17 protein-coding genes are annotated in these 19,618 nt (G+C 41.2%); 7 read left to right on the plus strand and 10 right to left on the minus strand.

The genetic code is table 11. From position 1 onward, the window contains the following. Positions 1–193: 193 nt before the first annotated feature. From SD427_RS11700 to SD427_RS11745, 10 genes are all read right to left on the minus strand, one after another. Complete coding sequence (locus tag SD427_RS11700; RefSeq protein WP_320557979.1) at positions 194–565, minus strand: cupin domain-containing protein; 372 nt, start codon at positions 563–565, stop codon at positions 194–196. Next, a complete protein-coding gene (locus tag SD427_RS11705; RefSeq protein ID WP_320557980.1) occupies positions 552–1,088 on the minus strand; it encodes a GNAT family N-acetyltransferase in 537 nt (178 codons plus the stop codon). The genes SD427_RS11700 and SD427_RS11705 overlap by 14 nt, the downstream gene beginning before the upstream one ends. Before the next feature lie 2 nt (positions 1,089–1,090). Then, positions 1,091–1,696, minus strand: coding sequence for a DUF2911 domain-containing protein (locus SD427_RS11710; protein WP_320557981.1), 606 nt, complete (start codon positions 1,694–1,696; stop codon positions 1,091–1,093). Between the two features lie 165 nt (positions 1,697–1,861). Continuing rightward, complete coding sequence (locus tag SD427_RS11715) at positions 1,862–3,730, minus strand: hypothetical protein (protein WP_320557982.1); 1,869 nt, start codon at positions 3,728–3,730, stop codon at positions 1,862–1,864. 19 nt (positions 3,731–3,749) lie between these two features. Then, the gene (locus SD427_RS11720) at positions 3,750–4,901 is read right to left on the minus strand and encodes an ABC transporter ATP-binding protein (RefSeq protein ID WP_320557983.1); all 1,152 of its coding nucleotides are present in this window, start codon (positions 4,899–4,901) and stop codon (positions 3,750–3,752) included. Between the two features lie 172 nt (positions 4,902–5,073). Continuing rightward, positions 5,074–5,568 carry a hypothetical protein gene (locus tag SD427_RS11725; protein ID WP_320557984.1) on the minus strand — a complete coding sequence of 165 codons (495 nt, stop codon included), beginning with the start codon at positions 5,566–5,568 and terminating at the stop codon, positions 5,074–5,076. 88 nt (positions 5,569–5,656) lie between these two features. After that, positions 5,657–8,839: a carbamoyl-phosphate synthase large subunit gene (gene carB / locus SD427_RS11730; protein WP_320557985.1), complete on the minus strand. Its 3,183-nt coding sequence runs from the start codon at positions 8,837–8,839 to the stop codon at positions 5,657–5,659. Positions 8,840–8,895: 56 nt separating this feature from the next. Further along, on the minus strand, positions 8,896–9,246 hold the full coding sequence (locus SD427_RS11735) for a four helix bundle protein (RefSeq protein WP_320557986.1): 351 nt from the start codon (positions 9,244–9,246) through the stop codon (positions 8,896–8,898). Positions 9,247–9,283: 37 nt separating this feature from the next. Beyond that, positions 9,284–10,378, minus strand: coding sequence for a carbamoyl phosphate synthase small subunit (locus tag SD427_RS11740; protein WP_320557987.1), 1,095 nt, complete (start codon positions 10,376–10,378; stop codon positions 9,284–9,286). A 97-nt stretch (positions 10,379–10,475) separates the two neighbouring features. Then, positions 10,476–11,372 (minus strand): aspartate carbamoyltransferase catalytic subunit, encoded by an 897-nt coding sequence (locus SD427_RS11745; RefSeq protein WP_320557988.1) that lies wholly within the window; start codon positions 11,370–11,372, stop codon positions 10,476–10,478. Positions 11,373–11,614: 242 nt separating this feature from the next. On the opposite strand from SD427_RS11745, the gene SD427_RS11750 reads away from it, so the two are divergent. The 7 genes from SD427_RS11750 (at position 11,615) to SD427_RS11780 (ending at position 19,290) form a co-directional block, all read left to right on the plus strand. Next, positions 11,615–12,076, plus strand: a complete 462-nt coding sequence (locus SD427_RS11750; protein WP_320557989.1) for an Lrp/AsnC family transcriptional regulator — start codon at positions 11,615–11,617, stop codon at positions 12,074–12,076. A 272-nt stretch (positions 12,077–12,348) separates the two neighbouring features. After that, positions 12,349–12,765, plus strand: a complete 417-nt coding sequence (locus tag SD427_RS11755) for a transposase-like zinc-binding domain-containing protein (RefSeq protein WP_320557990.1) — start codon at positions 12,349–12,351, stop codon at positions 12,763–12,765. A 257-nt stretch (positions 12,766–13,022) separates the two neighbouring features. Further along, on the plus strand, positions 13,023–14,402 hold the full coding sequence (locus tag SD427_RS11760; RefSeq protein WP_320557991.1) for a porin: 1,380 nt from the start codon (positions 13,023–13,025) through the stop codon (positions 14,400–14,402). A 44-nt stretch (positions 14,403–14,446) separates the two neighbouring features. Further along, positions 14,447–16,027: an MFS transporter gene (locus tag SD427_RS11765; protein WP_320557992.1), complete on the plus strand. Its 1,581-nt coding sequence runs from the start codon at positions 14,447–14,449 to the stop codon at positions 16,025–16,027. Between the two features lie 44 nt (positions 16,028–16,071). Then, complete coding sequence (locus tag SD427_RS11770) at positions 16,072–16,299, plus strand: DUF6814 family protein (protein ID WP_320557993.1); 228 nt, start codon at positions 16,072–16,074, stop codon at positions 16,297–16,299. 83 nt (positions 16,300–16,382) lie between these two features. Continuing rightward, on the plus strand, positions 16,383–16,577 hold the full coding sequence (locus SD427_RS11775) for a hypothetical protein (protein ID WP_320557994.1): 195 nt from the start codon (positions 16,383–16,385) through the stop codon (positions 16,575–16,577). Further along, positions 16,570–19,290: an ATP-binding protein gene (locus tag SD427_RS11780; RefSeq protein WP_320561041.1), complete on the plus strand. Its 2,721-nt coding sequence runs from the start codon at positions 16,570–16,572 to the stop codon at positions 19,288–19,290. The genes SD427_RS11775 and SD427_RS11780 overlap by 8 nt, the downstream gene beginning before the upstream one ends. The last annotated feature ends 328 nt before the right edge of the window (positions 19,291–19,618 follow it).

Here is a 19,618-nt window from a genome sequence, read left to right on the forward strand (position 1 = left end):
GATAATACTGATACGCAGATTTTATGTATGCTTCATCTGTTCATATAAAAATTGTCAGTAAGCTTAAACGCAAAAGTCTAAAACAGGTTCCTATCCTATTGATAACCAAAAAAAATAACCTCAGCAATTTGAGGTTATTTAATCTGTATAGCCTAACCAATATCTTTAAGCCGGCTCTGTTTATTTTACAAAATCAATCCACCCCTTCCTGTTCCCTGTTCACCAGTTCCATGGAAAATGCGGGCAGGCAAATGGAGACATATTCACATTCTTCGGGAAATGGGTTGCTGTAGCGTACCCTTGCCCCTTTTTCGATCAGGATGCTCTGCCCTTTTTCAAGCACCACGGTTTCACCGTCGATTTCAAACTGTTTTTTACCGGAAATGATGAGGGTGTATTCATCAAATTCGGGCGTTTGATGAGGCTCGCTCCAATCCGCCGGCGCTACCATGTGAGCGATGGAGATTTCTGAATTCTGTGTCGAGTTTCCCCAGTGTTCTTTAATAAGCTTTCCGTCTGTTGTGGGAACAACGAGCGGTGACTGTTGGATCTTAAATTTTTTCATACCAGTTCTCTTTTTTTATTTCGTATACGATGTTGGTTCTTGAAGGTTCACCGAAATAAGCGACTTCCTGTTCGGCAATGGCATGGGCTCCGAGCCTTTCCATGGCTTTCTGTGAACGGATATTGTCTTTTCCTACATGGAAATATACCCGGCTTACAAACCGGAAGATATAATCAAGCATCAGCTTCTTGATTTTCGGATTGATGCCTCTTCCCCATGATTGGGTCCCGTAAAACGTATAGCCTATGAAAATAGAATCGCCTTCTTTGTCATAATCGTAAAAACGGGTGCTGCCCAGTATATCGCCTGACGTTTTTTCTGTGATTTTAAAAGCCCCTTTGCTTTCCATAGCCCCTTTGAAAAAATTCCGGAACACTTCTTTCCGGTAACGGTCTTTATTGGGATGCTGCTTCCAGACTTTAGGGTCGGAAGCCACTTCGTACAAAAGCTCAAAATCCCCTTGCTGTAAGGGGATTAGTTCATATTCCTGATCCTGCAGGACGGCCTGGACTGAAAAATCCATGCTTAGCTTTTTGTTTTGGCAGCGTCGGCTTCTATTTTCTTGATTTCTTTCAGCTTGTCTGCAATCTTGCTTACGGCTTCAGGCTTTGCAGGCTTTATTGCCACTTCTGCCTGGGCCATGTCCCATTTGATCGCCAGATTGCCGGAGTTTTCATCCGTTGGATTCAGCGTGATCTCAAACCATTCCTGTTTGTCGGCAAGCTTTTTTACCGGAACGGTAACGTCCACCACATCCTGTTTTGCATCATACGTATACGCACCCCACTGCTGGAAGTCTTTGTTTAAGATCACTTTCCATTCCTTTTCCGTAGGGACCACAAATAAACCGTATGTTCCTGCCGGAACGATCTTGCCTCCGAAATTCACCGACTGCCCAAAGGTAATTTTGGTAGATGAGTTGGCTCCCGCTCTCCAAACCTGTCCGTAAGGTACCAGCTCACCGAAGATTTTGCGCCCTTTTACACCCGGCCTTCCATAATCAATGGTTATTTTAGACATGGAAAACTGCTGTTCTACTTTCTGGCGCGGACTTGCTGCCGGCACTGAATAATCCTGGGCAAAACCGAGAGCTGAAGCTGATATGCAAACTGCAAATAGTAACTTTTTCACTTTTTAAAATTTTATTTAAAAATACGAAAACAAGGCCAGAAATCTGTTTTAGGGATACTAAATTTTGTTAAAACCTTTCAGGTGCTGAATAATTAATTCCTGATTAAATCACCATACGATTATTAGGATTATACGGTGCTTTGAAACTTTATACAATTACAGCAGCTATTCCGGCATTGCTTTCCATTTTTTAAGAACACCGGTATAAAAATACATAAACACAAATCCGATTGCCAGTATAATATAGCTCAGAGAGAAACCCAGTGTTTCGATCACCGTTTTGCAGTTGCTGTATCTTTCCGGACTCATCAGATCCCTACAGGCTTTTTCCTGGTGAAGGCTTACGATAAAGAATAACAGCAATACAAACAGCACAAAACCGTTCATGGAAACCGTAATGAATATCGATGAAACGAGCTTTTTAAATTTCCTCATCATCAGCAAGGGAACCGATAAAATAAACAGCCCGATCCCGAATACCAGATAGGCAATAAAGAACTCTTCGCTCCCTCTTCCTCCCGAAACGGAATATAAAACGGTAATAAGCACAACCACCAAAGATAAGATGCCTCCACTGATCATACTGAACAGCAGCGATTTTAAATCTGTTACCCTGAAGCTGAAAATAACCGTAGCAAGAAAGAAGGCGATCCATAAATAAATATGGATATTTTCTGAAAAGAAATCTGTGGACTTTACAGTATCTACATTCCCCAGGAAATTCTTGAGGTCATCCGTATGGTAATAATAACCGGTGATGTTCTTCATGAAATAATCCTCCGGTGAAAGCTGGCTGCTGATATCAGGATTAAAATCTTTGATCTGAACAGCATTATTAACGATCTGCCCCTCTACAACAGTAGCCGCCGAGTCTATCGTTGATGTAGCATATCCATAATCATCATACTGGCTGTTTCTGTTGGGGTCATATTCTTCATTGCTTTTCGTTTCATATTTTTTGATGAAATACCGGACTTCGAAATCTTCAGGATGGCACACCATTTCTGCCCATTTTACGGCATCCAGGTTATTGCTGATCCCGAATTCTCTGGAGATCCTTAGAAAGTCGTTCATCAGTTTCTCGATCTCTGCAGGATTTCTTTTATCCAGTAACTGTGCAGTAAGCCTGCTGGCTTCACTCTTTTCTTTCCAGTAAGCGTTTTTATTGTAATCGATATAGGGATCATTATAATAATTTCTTTTTAAAAAGCTTTTTTCTTCAAGGTTGTTCCGGTAGAATATACTTGAAAAATTATAGAATGTAAGACCGGTTGTTTTGATGTAGGGTGAAAGATCCACCACCTCTTTTTTAAAATAGTAGGTCTCAGAGCTGTCATTCTTTTCAGAATAGGCAAATCTGTCTTCCGGTTCTGTTCCCGGGAACGGATAATCGCCGTTATTATCTTTTTCATATACTGTTCTGGAATATAAAGTATAGTATTGGTAGACGCGGTCATAATAAACAAAGTATTTTTTATTCCGGTTTATCTTCTCAATATGGGTCTCACAGAAAAGCTGCGGATATTGGGGGAAAATCTTATTGTCCAGGGTATAGTTCTCAAGATCCTGTGAGAAGAAGGGATAAGTCCTGTTGATGACCGCTATGCTTTCAGACATCCGTCCATCAGGATACGTATTCTTTACAAACAGTTTGAAACCCGCCATGTAAGAGAAGAAAAACGATGTACAGGTAAAAATGATTATAAAGTACTGCAGGAACTGTGAAAACATCTGCCATTTTGTAACAGGATAAAAATTCTTGAAGGCATTGTTTTTAAACATCAGAATCAGCCATCCTACGATCGTCAAAATCGAAATAATCAGATGAATAAAGATCATTCCGCCCGAAAAATAATCATCCATGACGTTAAATTTATGAAGCGACTTAGGGTCCGCATGGGAGATATAGCCGATAAAAAAGAAGATTATATGAATCATAATACCTGCCAGAAGCATCCATACGATTTTTGTATTCCAGACCGCAGGATAATGTTCCAGTAAATACCGGTTGAAGTTTTTTATTTTTTGCTGCATTTTCTTAGATTAAAGCCAATTAATTAACGAAGAACCGTCTTGTGGAAGATGAGATATTACGGAGATACACAATGTCTGCCCCGGCTTTCCCGAGAGCGGTCATCACATCGGAAAACGATGTGTCAGAAGAGAAGTAAGCAACGTATACGCCACCGTTGAAATTCAGCTTCTCTAAGTTGAAACTTTTGAAGGCCTCCAATAGTTCTTCCCTGGAACCGGCCGAATCAATTTCTATAATCAGCTGATTTCCTGTATCACTTTTAAACTCAGCATTGTCTTTATACTGTCCGTTTTTCAGGAAGATAACTTTGTCTGAGACTTTTTCCACTTCATACAGCTGCTGCGAACTTAAAATCAGCGCAATGGGATGGTTAACGGAATTGGCTATGGATTTCAGGTCTTCCAGAATCACCTGCTGGGCCACCACGTCAAGATTTGCAAGCGGTTCATCCAGAAGCAGGATTTCGGGTTTCCTGAGAAGGGTCCGGGCTAATTCGAAACGCATTTTGTATCCGGAAGAAAGTTCGCTCCATTTCAGGTGCCTGTAATTCCAGAGTCCGAGGCGCGCGATCATCATTAATGTCCGGGTTTCATTTTCCTCCGGATTTATGCCGTAATTCGAAAGGACAAATTTTAAGTTATCCTTTAAATTTCCATACCATTTTGCGGTCCTTTGCGGGATGTATATCAGTTTTGTCCTGAGATCATATTCATCTTGGGGATTTTCATTAAAAGAATACTGCAGTTCCCCTTCACTATAGGAAATCTCTTTGGCTAAGATCCTGAGCAGCGTGGTTTTGCCGTTGCCGTTCTCGCCTACCAGCCCGTACACCTGTCCTTTACAGATCTCCATAGAAACAGGCCCTAAAGAAAACCGGTTGCTGCCGTAAGATTTTTTGACATTCCCTGCCCGGAGTACCGGCTTTTCAAGTGAATATTCCTTTACCGGAATTTCTTTGATTTTCTCAAGAAGGCTTCTTGATTTTTCGATCAGTTCTTCGGTGTGCTCCGGAAACCGTTCTTTCCAGTCGGTCAGCTCAATGGCCTGCCGGTAAATATCCATATCCTGGGTATCCGTGGCAGCATCCAGCAATTTCCTGAACCCTAAAACCGTATCTTTATTATCGAAAAAATGATAGACTTCGGCTACCCGCTGCTGATGTTTGGTCATCTGATGTTCAAAATTATTAATTCGCTTTTAAAGATATGCATTTTGAGCGGTTCCGGATTCTGATTTTGTTAAAATATAAAGGTGTATTTCCGGTAGTCTGTTTAATAATTTCAGAAATGTAAAGCAATGGTAATCACAAGTACTTTTTGAGCTTTATTGAATTTAGAATTCCTTAGTTTTTCAATATCTCAATTTCAGTATACCGAAATACTTTTCCAGCTTCGTTTTGGGATACTTTTGATAATCTTTTTCCTTTAGGAAACCCTTTCTTGCTTATAATCTGCCCTGTTACTTTTATTTGTACCGGCAAATTATCTCCCTGAAATAAATTATCTGCAGCTAATAATTTTTCATTGGCCGGTTCCAGCCAATAATAATTCTTTTTATCAGGATTTTGTTTTTTATCAAACCTTGAATCACTCCATTGGGCACAAGTGCATGAAATTGCATTATAATTTAAGATCAAAGTTTCCGCTCTCCTGATAGGTTTAAATGTCGATTTATCAAAAACTTCATTCTCTGTATATCTGATCGGTTTATTTATAGAATCGGCGTTAACTCTTGTCTTTGAAATGGTATTATAATCTGTTATTTCTGTTTTTGTCTGATTACAGGAAACTGTAATTCCATATAGAAAAATTATTAATATATATTTTAAACTATCCATTTGTATTAAATTATAAATCTGTTAAAACTAAAAAATGCATCTTAATAATAAGATGCATTTTTTAGTTATTTCGTTTTATTTCCGGAAACTACATCGTTTCCATCTTAAATGTCATGCTTTCAATAACTTTCAGGATTGCTTCTACTGTATCCATTGAGGTTAAACAGGGAACTCCGTTTTCCACGCTCATTCTCCTGATCTGGAAGCCGTCTCTTTCAGACTGTTTTCCTTTGGTCATGGTATTTACCACATATTGAACTTTTCCTTTCTGGATCAGATCAATCAGGTTGACGCTTTCTTCACCTATCTTATAGCCAATTTTACAAGGAATGCCCTGCTCGCTGAAGAATTTAGCCGTTCCTTCCGTTGCCCAGATCCTGAAGCCCACTTCATGGAATCTTGCTGCCAGATCAGCTGCTTCCTGCTTGTGTTTGTCTGCTACTGTGAATAAGATAGAACCGTGCATCGGCACTTTTCTTCCGGCTGCTACTAAACCTTTATACAATGCTTTTTCCAGCGTTGTATCTTTCCCCATTACTTCTCCTGTCGACTTCATTTCAGGTCCTAAAGAGATGTCCACCTTCGTCAGTTTTGAGAAAGAGAATACCGGAACCTTTACAAAAACGCCTTCCTTGTTGGGAACCAGTCCGTTTTTGTAGCCTAAATCGGTTAACTTCTGGCCTAAGATTGCTTTGGTTGCCAGGTTGGCCATCGGAACTTCCGTAATTTTAGATAAGAAAGGAACTGTTCTTGATGATCTTGGATTCACTTCAATTACATATACATTCCCTTCAAAAAGTACGTACTGGATATTCATTAACCCAATTACTTTCAGGCCTTTGGCTAATCGCTGCGTATAATCTACCAATGTCTCAACTTCGCTTGGTGAAATATTCTGCGGAGGATAGACTGCAATCGAGTCTCCGGAGTGAACTCCTGCTCTTTCGATATGCTCCATAATCCCCGGAATAATTACCGTTTCACCGTCGCAGATGGCATCCACTTCAATTTCTTTCCCTACCATATACCTGTCGACCAGAACCGGATGTTCCGGGCTCGCATCTACGGCAAATTCCATGTAATGAGACAGCTCAGCTTCAGTATAGACGATTTCCATGGCCCTTCCTCCTAAAACGTAGCTCGGACGAACCAATACCGGATACCCGATTTCGTTGGCAATTTTTATAGCTTCTTCTTTTGAAGTCGAGGTTTTTCCTAAAGGCTGGGGAATTCCCATTTCCTGAAGGGCTTTTTCAAATTTATCCCTGTTTTCCGCCCTGTCCAGATCTTCCAGAGAAGTTCCCAGGATCTGAACGCCGTGAGAAGCCAGTTTATCCGCTAAGTTGATGGCTGTCTGCCCACCGAACTGTACCACCACGCCCATCGGTTTTTCAAGCTCGATGATGTTCATTACATCTTCTTCCGTTAATGGCTCGAAATATAATTTATCCGAGATGGAGAAATCCGTAGAAACCGTTTCAGGATTATTGTTGATGATAATGGCTTCATACCCCATTTCTTTGATTGCCCAAACCGAGTGAACCGTTGCGTAGTCAAACTCAACCCCCTGCCCGATCCTGATCGGTCCGGAACCGAGAACAATAATTTTATTTTTATCGGAAGCTACGCTTTCATTTTCTTCTTCGTACGTTCCGTAGAAATACGGCGTCTCACTTTCAAATTCCGCAGCGCAGGTATCTACCATCTTGTATACCGGCATTACTCCGTTTTCTTTTCTGAAATTGAAGATTTCGCGCTCTTTTACATCCCATAAAACCGCAATATTAACATCGGCAAACCCTAATTTCTTGGCCTGGATCAAAGTTTCCTTGTCAAATCTCTTATCCGCAATCGTTTTTTCGAAATCAATTAATTTCTTGATTTTCCAGATAAAGAATTTATCAATTTTGCTCCATTCCACAATCTGTTCCCAGTCGTATCCTCTTCTTAATGCATCCCCGATGATGAACAGTCTTTCATCGTCGCATACCCTGATTCTTCTTTCGATCTCCTCTTCGGTAAGCGCTTCTGCCTGCTTGGTTTTCAAACCGACATGCTTGATGCCTGTTTCCAGAGAACGGATGGCTTTCTGCAAAGACTCCTCGAAATTTCGTCCGATGGCCATTACTTCACCCGTTGCTTTCATCTGTGTGGATAACCTTCTGTCTGCCGTTTCAAATTTATCAAACGGGAATCTCGGGAATTTAGTCACCACGTAATCCAGGGCCGGCTCAAAGCAGGCATAGGTTTTTCCGGTCACCGGATTCATGATTTCGTCTAGCGTCAGTCCTACTGCGATCTTAGCGGCAATTTTTGCAATCGGGTAGCCGGTTGCCTTACTGGCCAAGGCTGATGAACGGGAAACCCTCGGGTTCACCTCAATGATATAATAGTCAAATGAATGCGGGTCTAAAGCCAGCTGAACGTTACATCCGCCTTCAATACCCAAAGCCCTGATGATTTTTAGCGATGCATTCCTCAACAGCTGGTATTCCCTGTCAGAAAGCGTCTGGGAAGGCGCCACCACGATAGAGTCACCGGTGTGTACACCAACCGGGTCTATATTTTCCATGTTACAGACTACAATTGCGTTGTCGTTTGCATCACGCATTACTTCGTATTCAATTTCTTTGAAACCGGCAATTGACCGTTCAATAAGGCACTGTGTTACCGGACTGTATTTCAGACCCAATTCAGCAATTTCCTTCAATTCCACTTCATTGGAAGCGATCCCTCCGCCTGTTCCGCCCATGGTGAAGGCAGGACGCACAATTACCGGATACCCGATTCTGTCCGCGAAGTTCAATGCCCCTTCTACAGTATTCACGATATCAGACTCAGGAACGGGTTCATTCAGTTCCCTCATCAGCTCCCGGAACAAATCCCGGTCTTCCGCCCGATTGATGGCCGAAAGCTTTGTGCCCAGAACTTCCACTTTGCATTCTTCAAGAATACCGGATTTTTCCAGCTCTACCGCCATGTTCAGTCCGGTCTGCCCGCCAAGTGTTGGTAAAAGCGCATCCGGACGCTCTTTTCGGATGATGTGACTTACAAACTGAAGGGAAATCGGTTCGATGTATACTTTATCCGCGATTTCAACATCCGTCATGATCGTTGCCGGGTTGGAGTTGATCAGGATTACCTTGTACCCTTCTTCTCTCAAAGACAGGCAGGCCTGCGTTCCGGCGTAATCAAATTCCGCCGCCTGACCGATGATGATGGGACCGGAACCGATTACTAAAATTGTTTTTATGTCTGTACGTTTTGCCATTTTTCTTTTTATTATAGAGTCAGGATTCTAGAGCCAATAGCCAAGATTCCAGATTTTTATTTTAAATTATTTTTAAACGAATAAATCATTCTCTGAATTTCAGAAACTTCATTTAGTAGAGTGATTGTTTTTTCTTTTGGTAAGAGATTTAATTCTTTAATCAAAATCAGCTGTGTCTGCAGTTCAAAAGCTGAACCTAAAGCAATCGACAGAAAATGATTAAATTCTTTATTTCCATTTCTACCCGAACCTTCAGCAATATTAGAAGGAATAGAAACTGCTGATCTTTTAATCTGAGAAATCAACCCGTACTTTTCATCATTGCTGATCTCTTTACAAATAATGTAAATATTTTTGGCCAATACAATGGATCTTTGCCAAAAAATCAGCTTTTCAAAGTTATGCATCTGCAATCTATTTGATTTTGATTTTGCGTCTTGGTTCTTATATCTTGGTTCTTGGTTCTTCTTTTTTAAACCCTTCCATCAGCTCTATAAAATCATCAAATAAATAATTTGCATCTTCAGGGCCCGGGCTTGCTTCCGGATGGTACTGAACGGAGAAGCATGGGTGGATTTTGTGTTTCAGGCCTTCGTTGGTTCTGTCATTCAATGCGATATGCGTTTCGATAAGGTCTGTCGCTTTTAAGCTTTCCTGATCTACGGCATACCCGTGGTTCTGGGACGTGATGGCCACTTTGTTTTTCTCTAAATCCAGCACCGGATGGTTTCCTCCGCGGTGCCCGAATTTCAGTTTGAACGTTTTTGCGCCGCAGGCCAGACCAATCAACTGGTGTCCTAAACAAATCCCGAAAATCGGGACTTTCCCTAACAGTCCGCGGATCATTTCCAGGGCCGGCTGGTTGTCTTCAGGATCGCCGGGGCCGTTGGACAGCATCACGCCGTCAGGATCCATTAATAAAATGTCTTCCGCCGTTACGTCCTGGGAAACCACGGTGATATCGCAGTTCCGTTGGGACAGCTCCCTGATAATCCCCAGTTTGGAACCGAAGTCGACCAATACCACTTTCAGGCCTCTTCCCGGATTGGCGTAAGGCGTCTTGGTGGAAACCTGTGCCACCTGGTTGGTAGGGAAAGTTGTAGATTTCAGTTCTGAAACTACCGTATTTTCGTCAGCATCAGCATTTACGATTTTTCCTTTTACCACGCCGTGGTTACGGAGAATCCGGGTCAGTCTCCGGGTATCGATTCCCGAAATCCCGGACAGGTTTTTCTTTTTAAATAATTCGTCTAAAGTAATCTGAGTACGGAAATTGGATGGCAGGTCACAAAGCTCTTTTACAATAAGACCTTTGATTGCCGGTTCAATACTCTCATAATCATCTCTATTAATCCCATAGTTCCCGATAAGCGGATATGTCATGCATACAATCTGACCGCAGTAAGACGGATCTGAGATCAGTTCCTGATACCCTGTCATGCCGGTATTGAAAACCACCTCTCCCGCAGTTTCCAACGCTGCCCCGAAACCTTCTCCATGAAATACTTCACCGGACTCCAGTATTAACTTTTTCTTCATTTTTAATTTTATCTCTTTATTTCTATTTATAATTTCTTTTGTAAATGTATAATGTAAGTCGTAGGGATGTACTTTTTTACTTTGTACATTATACTTTTTACAATTCTTTAAAGGTATGACCTTCATTTTCCAAAGCCTCTTTCAGGATGGCCATTCTTGCAAAAACACCGTTCTGCATTTGCCTGAAGATTCTCGAACGTTCGCATTCCACCAGGTCAGTATCAATTTCCACGCCCCGGTTTATGGGTGCCGGATGCATGATAATTGCTCCTTCTTTCATTGCTTTCTCCCTGGTTTTGGTCAGTCCGTATTTTCTGTGGTATTCCGAGGCGGAAAAACTCATTTTGGCATCGTGGCGTTCATGCTGGATCCTTAACAGCATCAGGACATCCACTTCAGAAATCAGCTGCTCTACTGCCAGATAGGTCCCGTTAATAAGTGCGCCTTCATCGAACCACTGCTCAGGGCCTGAAAAATACACTTTTGCGCCTAACCTTCTCAGCGCCTCTGCATTTGAATTGGCAACACGGCTGTGTTTTACGTCTCCCACGATCCCCACTTTCAGGCCTTCAAACTTACCGAATTCCTGATAAATGGTCATGAGGTCCAGCATGCACTGTGAAGGGTGGTTTCCCGTTCCGTCCCCTCCGTTGATCACCGGGATGCTGATGTTTTTAAGGTCATCAAAATACCGGTCTTTCTTATCCCTGATCACAACCAGGTTTACACCCAGGCTTTCAATGGTTTTCACTGTATCATACAGGCTTTCGCCCTTGTTCACAGAACTGTTTGAAGCATCGAAAGGGACTACCTGAAGGCCCAGTTTCCTTTCAGCGATATCAAAGCTGGTCTTTGTTCTGGTGCTGTCTTCAAAGAAAAGGTTTGAACAAAAAACTTCCCCTTCAATTTTAGCCGTTCTGCCGGTGGCAAAAGCCATGGCTTCTGTCAGTATCCTGTTGATTCTCTCGGTGCTCAGTTCTGTAATCGTAAACATAATAACTCAAATTTTTTACAAAAAAAAAGCGAAGAAAATATCTTCGCTTAAAATAAATAAATATCGTAAAGGGCGTCTACGCCCGGTAATTCTAATGATATAAATACTGTGTTATTCATTAGGTGCAAAGATATAACAATTTTATAAATCTGCAAAAGAAAATCTGAGTTAGTTAAAATACCACAATAATTCAATAATTTAATTTTTATATATTATTTTTGTGCCCATTCAATCATCATTATATGGATTTAAAAGATAAAATGATTCTCAGCATCGTCCAGGAAAATTCTACGCTGTCTGTAAAAGAAATTTCAGAAAGAATCGGTCTTACTTTTACGCCTACCTATGAGCGGATCAAACAGCTGGAGAAAAATGGGATCATAGAAAAATACGTAGGTCTCCTGAACCGCGAAAAATTAGGGTTGAATATTGTGGTCTACTGTAATGTCCGTCTTAAAGAGCAGTCCCAGAAAGTCCTTGAAAGCTTTGAAAAGAACATCGGGAAATATGATGAAGTACAGGAAATCATCAGCCTTTCCGGAGAATATGATTACATGCTGAAAATCATTGCAAAAGACGTCAATTCTTATAATGACTTCACGGTCAATGTCATTTCAAACATCCCGAACATCGGCCAGTACCACAGCTCTATTGTCCTTAATGAAGTCAAAAAATCCACCAAGTTCAAAATTGACATGGGATAATATAAGGTGCGTTTATTATTTGGCTGTATCATTTCTCAGTTTACTGCATATTCATTCTTACCCATTCATTTAAAGCGGAAAAATTCAATGCTATATCTTGGATTTCAGCATTCTTTTGCTTAAGATAAGTCAGGTTTATTGTTTCTTATTCCTTCCTCTGTTTTCATATCTGCTTCAGAAAAATGAATTTTCATTTTGTGTTTTAGAATATAATATTCCGGTGCAAAAATTAAATATTGCTAAATTATTATATATTTGCTAAAATACTATACATGGAAAATTTCTGCCCGAAATGTAAAAGCGATAAAGTGGTTAAAAGCGGAATCATTAACGAAAAGCAAAGATTCCATTGTAAAGCATGCAACTATTATTTTACCGTTAAAAAACTGGGTAAAAAGATAGACGACTACTATGTAACCAAAGCGCTCCAATTGTACCTTGAAGGACTCAGTTTCCGAGAAATAGAAAGGATTATCGGAGTTTCCCATGTAACGGTAAGCTCATGGATCAAAAAGTACAACATCACAAGACCGCCGCATTCCGATTTTCATCCCGTTTACAAAATTCTAAAGCAAAACGAACTGATCGACTATATATCGAAAGAAGAAAACATCAAAGATTCCGGTTTGATCATTACCCAGTTTGCCGATAAGTACATGTTGATCAAATGGGAAAGATTTAAAAAATAGTTTTAATTATAGGTTATTAATTATGAGTTATAATTCTCTTTCTCATAAAACATAATCCATTAAAATATTAACAATCAATACATTGAATCTTAAAACAATCTAAGATATAAATTTAAAGAAAGCTTTTTTTCAACTCTTAATTCATAAGTCAAAACTATTAACTATAGCCTTACCTATAATATATATTAAATTTTCACAACTAAATTATTAATTACAATTTGGCTTTCATAAAATAACAGCCAAAAAATTAATAATTTATGAGGAAAATATTAAGTTTTATTGGATTAGCTTTAATCAGCAGTTCTGTATACGGCCAGGGTTCCCCGGATTATGGAAACGGTTTAAAAATAAATTTGAATACTGAAGGCGATAAGTATGTGCGATTTATTTTATGGGACCAGTTCTGGATCCGGAACACGGAAATGAACCCCGGGAGCATGGTGGGCGGCGAACCCACCAAAAATACATGGAACCTGGGAAACCGCAGGGCGCGTATTTTAGCTTATGCCCAGATCACAAAGCGTTATATGATTCTGACCCATATCGGGATCAATAACCAGACGTTCATCAACGGCGGCGCAACCGGAACCACCGGAACAGGCGGGTACGGAAACGGTAAAAAACCACAGCTTTTCTTTCATGATGCGTGGAATGAGTATGCGGTGATAATGCCCGGAGAAGCCGGAAAATTCAGCCTTACTTTAGGAGGCGGGCTTCATTATTACATGGGGCTTTCCCGGATGACAATGGCTTCAACCCTGAACTTCCTGACCTTGGATTCCCCTGTTTTCAGCTGGCCTCTGATTGACAATTCGGATCAGTTTGCAAGACAGATGGGTGTTTTCGCTAAAGGAAAGTACGGAAAATTTGAATACCGCATGAGTTTGAACAAGCCGTTCGCAACCGATTTGACTCCTGCAAATACTCTGGTTCCCGGAAACGAAGTCGCGGTTGACAATAACGGAAACCCGAACTGGTCCAAAGCCGGTTATTTTGAATACCAATTTTTAGATACGGAATCCAATCTCCTTCCTTTTAAAGTGGGTTCTTACTTAGGAACCAAAAAAGTTTTCAACATCGGTGCCGGTTTTTACCATCAGGCGGAAGGTACCAGAACGTCAGTTAATTCAAATATTGAAAAGCATGACATCACTTTGCTTTCTGCGGATGCTTTTGCCGACATCCCTCTGGGCAGTGCCAAAAACAAGATGGCCGTTTCCGCTTATGCAGGATTTTACAACTATAATTTCGGGCCGAATTATGTAAGGAATTTAGGAACGATGAACATCGCAGCCAATGACCCGAATTTTGTGGGACAACGGGCTTTGGCAGGCCCCGGAAATTTACAGCCGATGATCGGAACCGGAAATGTAGTCTACGCTCAGGCAGGTCTGTTATTGCCGAACCAGGCAGAGAAACCGAAAATCAGGATCCAGCCTTTTGCCGCTTACACATACAAGGATTTTGAAGCTTTTGATAAGCCTTCTTCCCAGTTTGATGTTGGGGCCAACTGGTTCCTAGACGGGCACCATGCAAAAATTACAACACAGTATTCCACAAGGCCGGTTTATACAAGCCCGACTGAAAACCCGAAATCCAAAGGGGAATTTATTGTGCAGCTTCAGATTTATTTATAAGAAGATATTTTATTTAATTTAATAATCAACAAAAATTTAGTGATATGAGCGAACAACACCACGATGTTTACGGCAATATGACGGAAAAGCAGAAAAACCGCACCATCTGGAGCGTCATTACAGCATCGTCCCTCGGAACTCTTATAGAATGGTATGATTTCTATATTTTCGGGAGTCTGGCTGTCGTCTTGGCGACCAAATTCTTTCCGGCAGATAATCCCACCGCAGCATTTTTGTCTACACTGGCAACCTTTGCAGCCGGATTTGTAGTAAGGCCTTTCGGCGCCTTATTTTTCGGAAGGCTGGGAGATATTATCGGAAGGAAATACACCTTCCTTGTTACTTTACTGATCATGGGATTTTCCACCTTCCTGATCGGATGTATCCCCGGCTATGAAACCATCGGATTCATGGCGCCGGTCCTGGTCTTGATCTTAAGGCTTTTACAGGGACTGGCTTTAGGCGGGGAATACGGCGGGGCGGCAACTTATGTTGCGGAATACTCGCAGCCGCACAGGAGAGGTTACTGGACTTCATGGATCCAGACGACCGCTACTGCAGGGCTTTTCATTTCATTAATCGTTATCCTCATTACAAAAAATACGCTTTCAGCCGAGGAGTTTGATTCCTGGGGATGGAGGGTCCCGTTCTGGATTTCGATTTTAATGGTGGGCGTTTCTTATTTCATCAGAAAAAATATGAAAGAGTCTCCGCTTTTTGCCAAGGCTAAAAGTGAAGGAAAAACGTCAAAAAATCCTTTAAAGGAAAGTTTCGGTAATAAATTCAATTTCAAATTTGTCTTACTGGCATTATTCGGTGCTGCAATGGGACAAGGCGTAATCTGGTACACCGGGCAGTTCTACGCCATGAGTTTCCTTCAGAAAGTGATGAACATCAACTCTATGCAGGTAGATTACCTGATGGCCACGGCTTTACTGATGGGAACACCTTTCTTCGTGTTTTTCGGTTGGCTTTCGGATAAAATCGGCAGGAAAGCCATTATGATGACCGGGATGCTGGTCGCGATCTTAGCCTACCGCCCGATCTACGATGCCATGTACAAAAGTGTAAACATTGAGGCAAAAACCGTTGCGAGTGAAGGCGTGAAGGAAACAAGGACGGCCGCCCTTCATAAAACGATTGCAACGGACAGCATGATCACCTTCCATAAGGAAACTGCTTTCACAGACGGAACTTTAATCAAAAAAGACAGTATTATTCACTGGTCTGCGGCAGGTCCCGTAATGAAAGACGGAAAAGCCGAAGAACCGAAAGTTTCCACCGCAATTACCCTGAACAATGAGACAAGATGGTACCTGGTATTCCTGGTATTTATTCAGGTAATTTTCGTGACGATGGTATATGGCCCGATTGCCGCATTTTTAGTTGAAATGTTCCCGGTGAGAATCCGTTATACATCGATGTCTCTGCCGTACCACATCGGCAACGGGGTTTTCGGAGGCTTGTTGCCTGCTGTAGCTACTTATCTCGTGACTTCCGGGAAAGATGCAGGGCATGCAACCTGGTACCTGGAAGGACTCTGGTACCCGATCGGGGTTGCTGCCGCCTGTTTGGTCATCGGACTGATTTATCTTAAGAACAAGAACAACAATATCCACGATTAATAGGGATAATCACTTAAAAATTTATTAATTTTAAATCTACTAAAATGAACGGATTAAAAAAAATATTAGGCATTGTATGGATTTTAGCCGCCTTAACCGTTGCCTACTTCGGGATCACGGTGATGGGCATTCCTAAAATTACCTCCGGTAAGCAGGAAGACCTGGTATTCGGCATCATCATACTTTTTGTACTGGTACCGATTGTTACCGGCGGACTGGCCATCTTCGGATATTATTCTTTAACAGGAGAATATTCTGACGAGAAAGTTTAATTATAAATGATGAATGATAATTGATGGATGGCCGCGGTCTGTTCATCAATTATCATTATTTTATCTAATTTCATTTATTACCTATGAAAAAGCGCCATGAGCAAAAACTGATTATCCTGAGCATAGGCCTGCTTATCGCTTTCAGCATTCCCCTTTCATTGCTTTTCAACAGTGAAAAGGAAATTCTGGGTTACCCGATGCTTCTGGTTTACCTGTTTGCGGTCTGGATGCTTTCCATCATTATTTCTTTTGCAATCATAAAAAAATATGATGAGTAGCTTTGCCTTATTTATCGTTGTCCTTATTTACCTCGCACTTTTATTCCTGGTTGCCCATCTGGCAGAGAAGAAAAAGAGTAAGATCTGGATCAATAATCCATATATCTATGCACTGTCTCTTGCCGTGTACTGCACTGCCTGGACGTACTATGGAAGTATCGGTGTGGCAGCGACCAGCGGACTCAATTATTTACCCGTTTACATTGGACCTATTGTAGTAGTTCCGGCCTGGATTTACATCAACACAAGGATTGTCCGCATCTCAAGAGTGAATAAAATAAGCAGTCTGGCAGATTTTATTTCATTGCGGTACGGAAACAGCAGGAGCTTCAGTGCCATCATTACCTTAGTTTGTTTTTTTGCGGTTATCCCTTACATCGGGCTGCAGATCAAAGCCATTTCAGAAACGTTTCACCTGGTGACGGAAACCAAGATATCACCGAATATCCTGACAGACAGCGGTACATTTGTAGTCATTCTGATTGCCGTATTTTCATCATATTACGGAACAAGATATGTTGACGCCTCCGAAAAACGCTTGGGAATCATCTCAGCCATTGCCCTGGAGAGTTTCCTCAAATTATTTTTCATCATTATCCTTGGCTTGTTTGTCATTTATTATGCTTTTGACGGATTTTCAGACCTGTATCAGAAGGCAAGCCAATTCCCTGATTTTAAAGCTAAAAATACCTTTAACGGAATTGAAGGCGCCATGAACTGGATGGTTCTGTGCATGATTTCCGGAACGGCCATCTGTATTTTACCGAGACAGTTCCATACGGCAATCGTAGAAAACAGACAGGAAAAGCACATCAAGACAGCCATCTGGTTTTTTCCCCTGTATCTTCTGATATTCACCATTTTTATCTTCCCGATTGCCTGGGGCGGAAGATTGATTTTTAACGGGCAAAATGTAAACCCCGAGTTCTACTCTATCCTGATCCCGCAGCATTTTGACAATACTTTGATTACGGTTTTTGTATTTTTGGGAGGCCTGAGTTCGAGTATTTCGATGATTATTATTTCAGCCATTACCTTGTCGATTATGCTTTCCAACAATCTGATCATTCCTTACGGCTTACTGGGGAAATTTAAAGCCGAAAACGAAATCCAAAATACAAGAAACATTACCAACATCCGAAAATTCTCAATTTTCGGACTGATCATCGTTGCTTTTGCTTTTTATAAATATTTTATTCTGAAAACTTCTTTAGATTCCGTCGGGCTGATTTCATTTGTGGTCATCGCGCAATTGGCGCCTGCCTTTTTCGGAGCGATTTTCTGGAGAAGGGGAAGCTACAAAGGCGCTGTAACCGGACTGTTGGCAGGACTGGTTATCTGCTATTTCGGGCTCATTATTCCGCAGTATTATTTTTCCTATAATTCTGAGCTGAAAGGGATATTAAGGGATCTCTACAATGTTTTTCAGTTTTTTGACATTTCTTTTTTAACCCGGATTCCTGAAATTTTCTTCTGGTCGGTTTTAGTGAACACCGCTCTGTTTTCCATACTTTCAGTGAGCATGAAAGGGAATTACCGGGAGCGGAATTTTGCTGAACTCTATGTTGATATCGATAAATACATCCAAAATCACGAAAATGCATTCATCTGGCGAGGAACGGCTTATGTTTCTGATATCCAAAACATCCTGGAACGTTTTTTAGGCAAAAAGAAAACCGAACAGGCGATGCGGATTTTCAATATCAAATACAATATCGATTCGCAGACTGAAACGGCAGACTCCAGGTTCATCAAATTTTCCGAGAACCTTCTGGCCGGAAGAATCGGGACGGCTTCTGCCAAAATCCTGATTGAAGGCGTAACCAAAGAGGATAAAATTTCATTGAAGGAAGTCTTGAATATTTTAGAAGAGTCCAAAGAAAACATCACCTTAAATAAAAAGCTCACCGAAAAATCCGAAGAGCTGAAGCAGCTTTCCAATGACCTCAGCGCCGCCAACGAAAACTTAATCGTAAAAGACCGCCAGAAAGACGATTTCCTGGATTCCGTTGCGCATGAACTGAGAACGCCGATTACCGCCATCCGCTCAGCCGGGGAAATTTTAGCTGACGATGATGATATTCCGTTAGATATCAAGAAAGAATTTCTAAACAACATCATCACGGAATCTGACCGCCTGAGTGAAATTATCAACGATATTCTGTATCTGGACAAGCTTCAGCACGGAGAGATTGCGTTGAACATTCAGGAAAATAATATCATTGAAACCTATAAAAAAGCCCTGAACCCTATCTTACATCTGATTCAGCAGAAGTTCATTCATATCAGCGAAGTTGATCTGTTACATGATTACCTGTTTGAATATGACGAGGCAAGGTTTATCCAGCTGTTTCAGAATATCCTGGGAAATGCCTTGAAGTTTACGGATGAACAGGGAATCATCCAGACCAAATTTTCACAAAGGAACAGTAATCTTATTATAAAAATATTTAACACCGGAAAAAATATTCCTGATGAAGACCTGGAACTTATTTTTGATAAATTTTACCAGTCCAGAAACCAGAATATCCGGAAACCCACCGGAAGCGGCCTTGGATTGGCTATTTCAAAAAAGATTACCGAAGCCCACGACGGACATATAAAAGCGGAAAACAGCGGGCTGGGCGTGACATTTACCATCACTCTACCAATAAAAAATAAGACTGATGATGATGAAGAACCCGAAGGATTCAATACAAATAACAGTGGGTGAAAACACATGGATTATAAACGCAGCAAACAAGAACCCGAAGGGTTCAATATGAATAACCGTGGGTGAAAACCCATGGATCATAAACGCAGCAAACAAGAACCCGAAGGGTTCAATATGAATAACCGTGGGTGAAACCCTTGGATCATAAACGCAGTAAACAAGAACCCGAAGGGTTTAATATGAATAACCGTGGGTGAAAAACCCATGGATCATAAACGCAGCAAGCAAGAACCCGAAGGGTTCAATATGAATAACCGTGGGTGAAACCCTTGGATTATAAACGCAGCAAACAAGAACCCGAAGGGTTCAATATGAATAACCGTGGGTG

Source organism: Chryseobacterium sp. JJR-5R (assembly GCF_034047335.1).
Lineage (GTDB): Bacteria > Bacteroidota > Bacteroidia > Flavobacteriales > Weeksellaceae > Chryseobacterium.

Bases quoted from the DNA above. Each gene is read 5' to 3' on its own strand.
- SD427_RS11700 (WP_320557979.1), bottom strand. From the start codon at position 565: ATGAAAAAATTTAAGATCCAACAGTCACCGCTCGTTGTTCCCACAACA.
- SD427_RS11705 (WP_320557980.1), bottom strand. From the start codon at position 1,088: ATGGATTTTTCAGTCCAGGCCGTCCTGCAGGATCAGGAATATGAACTA.
- SD427_RS11715 (WP_320557982.1), bottom strand. From the start codon at position 3,730: ATGCAGCAAAAAATAAAAAACTTCAACCGGTATTTACTGGAACATTAT.
- SD427_RS11720 (WP_320557983.1), bottom strand. From the start codon at position 4,901: ATGACCAAACATCAGCAGCGGGTAGCCGAAGTCTATCATTTTTTCGAT.
- SD427_RS11725 (WP_320557984.1), bottom strand. From the start codon at position 5,568: ATGGATAGTTTAAAATATATATTAATAATTTTTCTATATGGAATTACA.
- carB (WP_320557985.1), bottom strand. From the start codon at position 8,839: ATGGCAAAACGTACAGACATAAAAACAATTTTAGTAATCGGTTCCGGT.
- SD427_RS11735 (WP_320557986.1), bottom strand. From the start codon at position 9,246: ATGCATAACTTTGAAAAGCTGATTTTTTGGCAAAGATCCATTGTATTG.
- SD427_RS11740 (WP_320557987.1), bottom strand. From the start codon at position 10,378: ATGAAGAAAAAGTTAATACTGGAGTCCGGTGAAGTATTTCATGGAGAA.
- SD427_RS11745 (WP_320557988.1), bottom strand. From the start codon at position 11,372: ATGTTTACGATTACAGAACTGAGCACCGAGAGAATCAACAGGATACTG.
- SD427_RS11750 (WP_320557989.1), top strand. From the start codon at position 11,615: ATGGATTTAAAAGATAAAATGATTCTCAGCATCGTCCAGGAAAATTCT.
- SD427_RS11755 (WP_320557990.1), top strand. From the start codon at position 12,349: ATGGAAAATTTCTGCCCGAAATGTAAAAGCGATAAAGTGGTTAAAAGC.
- SD427_RS11760 (WP_320557991.1), top strand. From the start codon at position 13,023: ATGAGGAAAATATTAAGTTTTATTGGATTAGCTTTAATCAGCAGTTCT.
- SD427_RS11765 (WP_320557992.1), top strand. From the start codon at position 14,447: ATGAGCGAACAACACCACGATGTTTACGGCAATATGACGGAAAAGCAG.
- SD427_RS11770 (WP_320557993.1), top strand. From the start codon at position 16,072: ATGAACGGATTAAAAAAAATATTAGGCATTGTATGGATTTTAGCCGCC.
- SD427_RS11775 (WP_320557994.1), top strand. From the start codon at position 16,383: ATGAAAAAGCGCCATGAGCAAAAACTGATTATCCTGAGCATAGGCCTG.
- SD427_RS11780 (WP_320561041.1), top strand. From the start codon at position 16,570: ATGAGTAGCTTTGCCTTATTTATCGTTGTCCTTATTTACCTCGCACTT.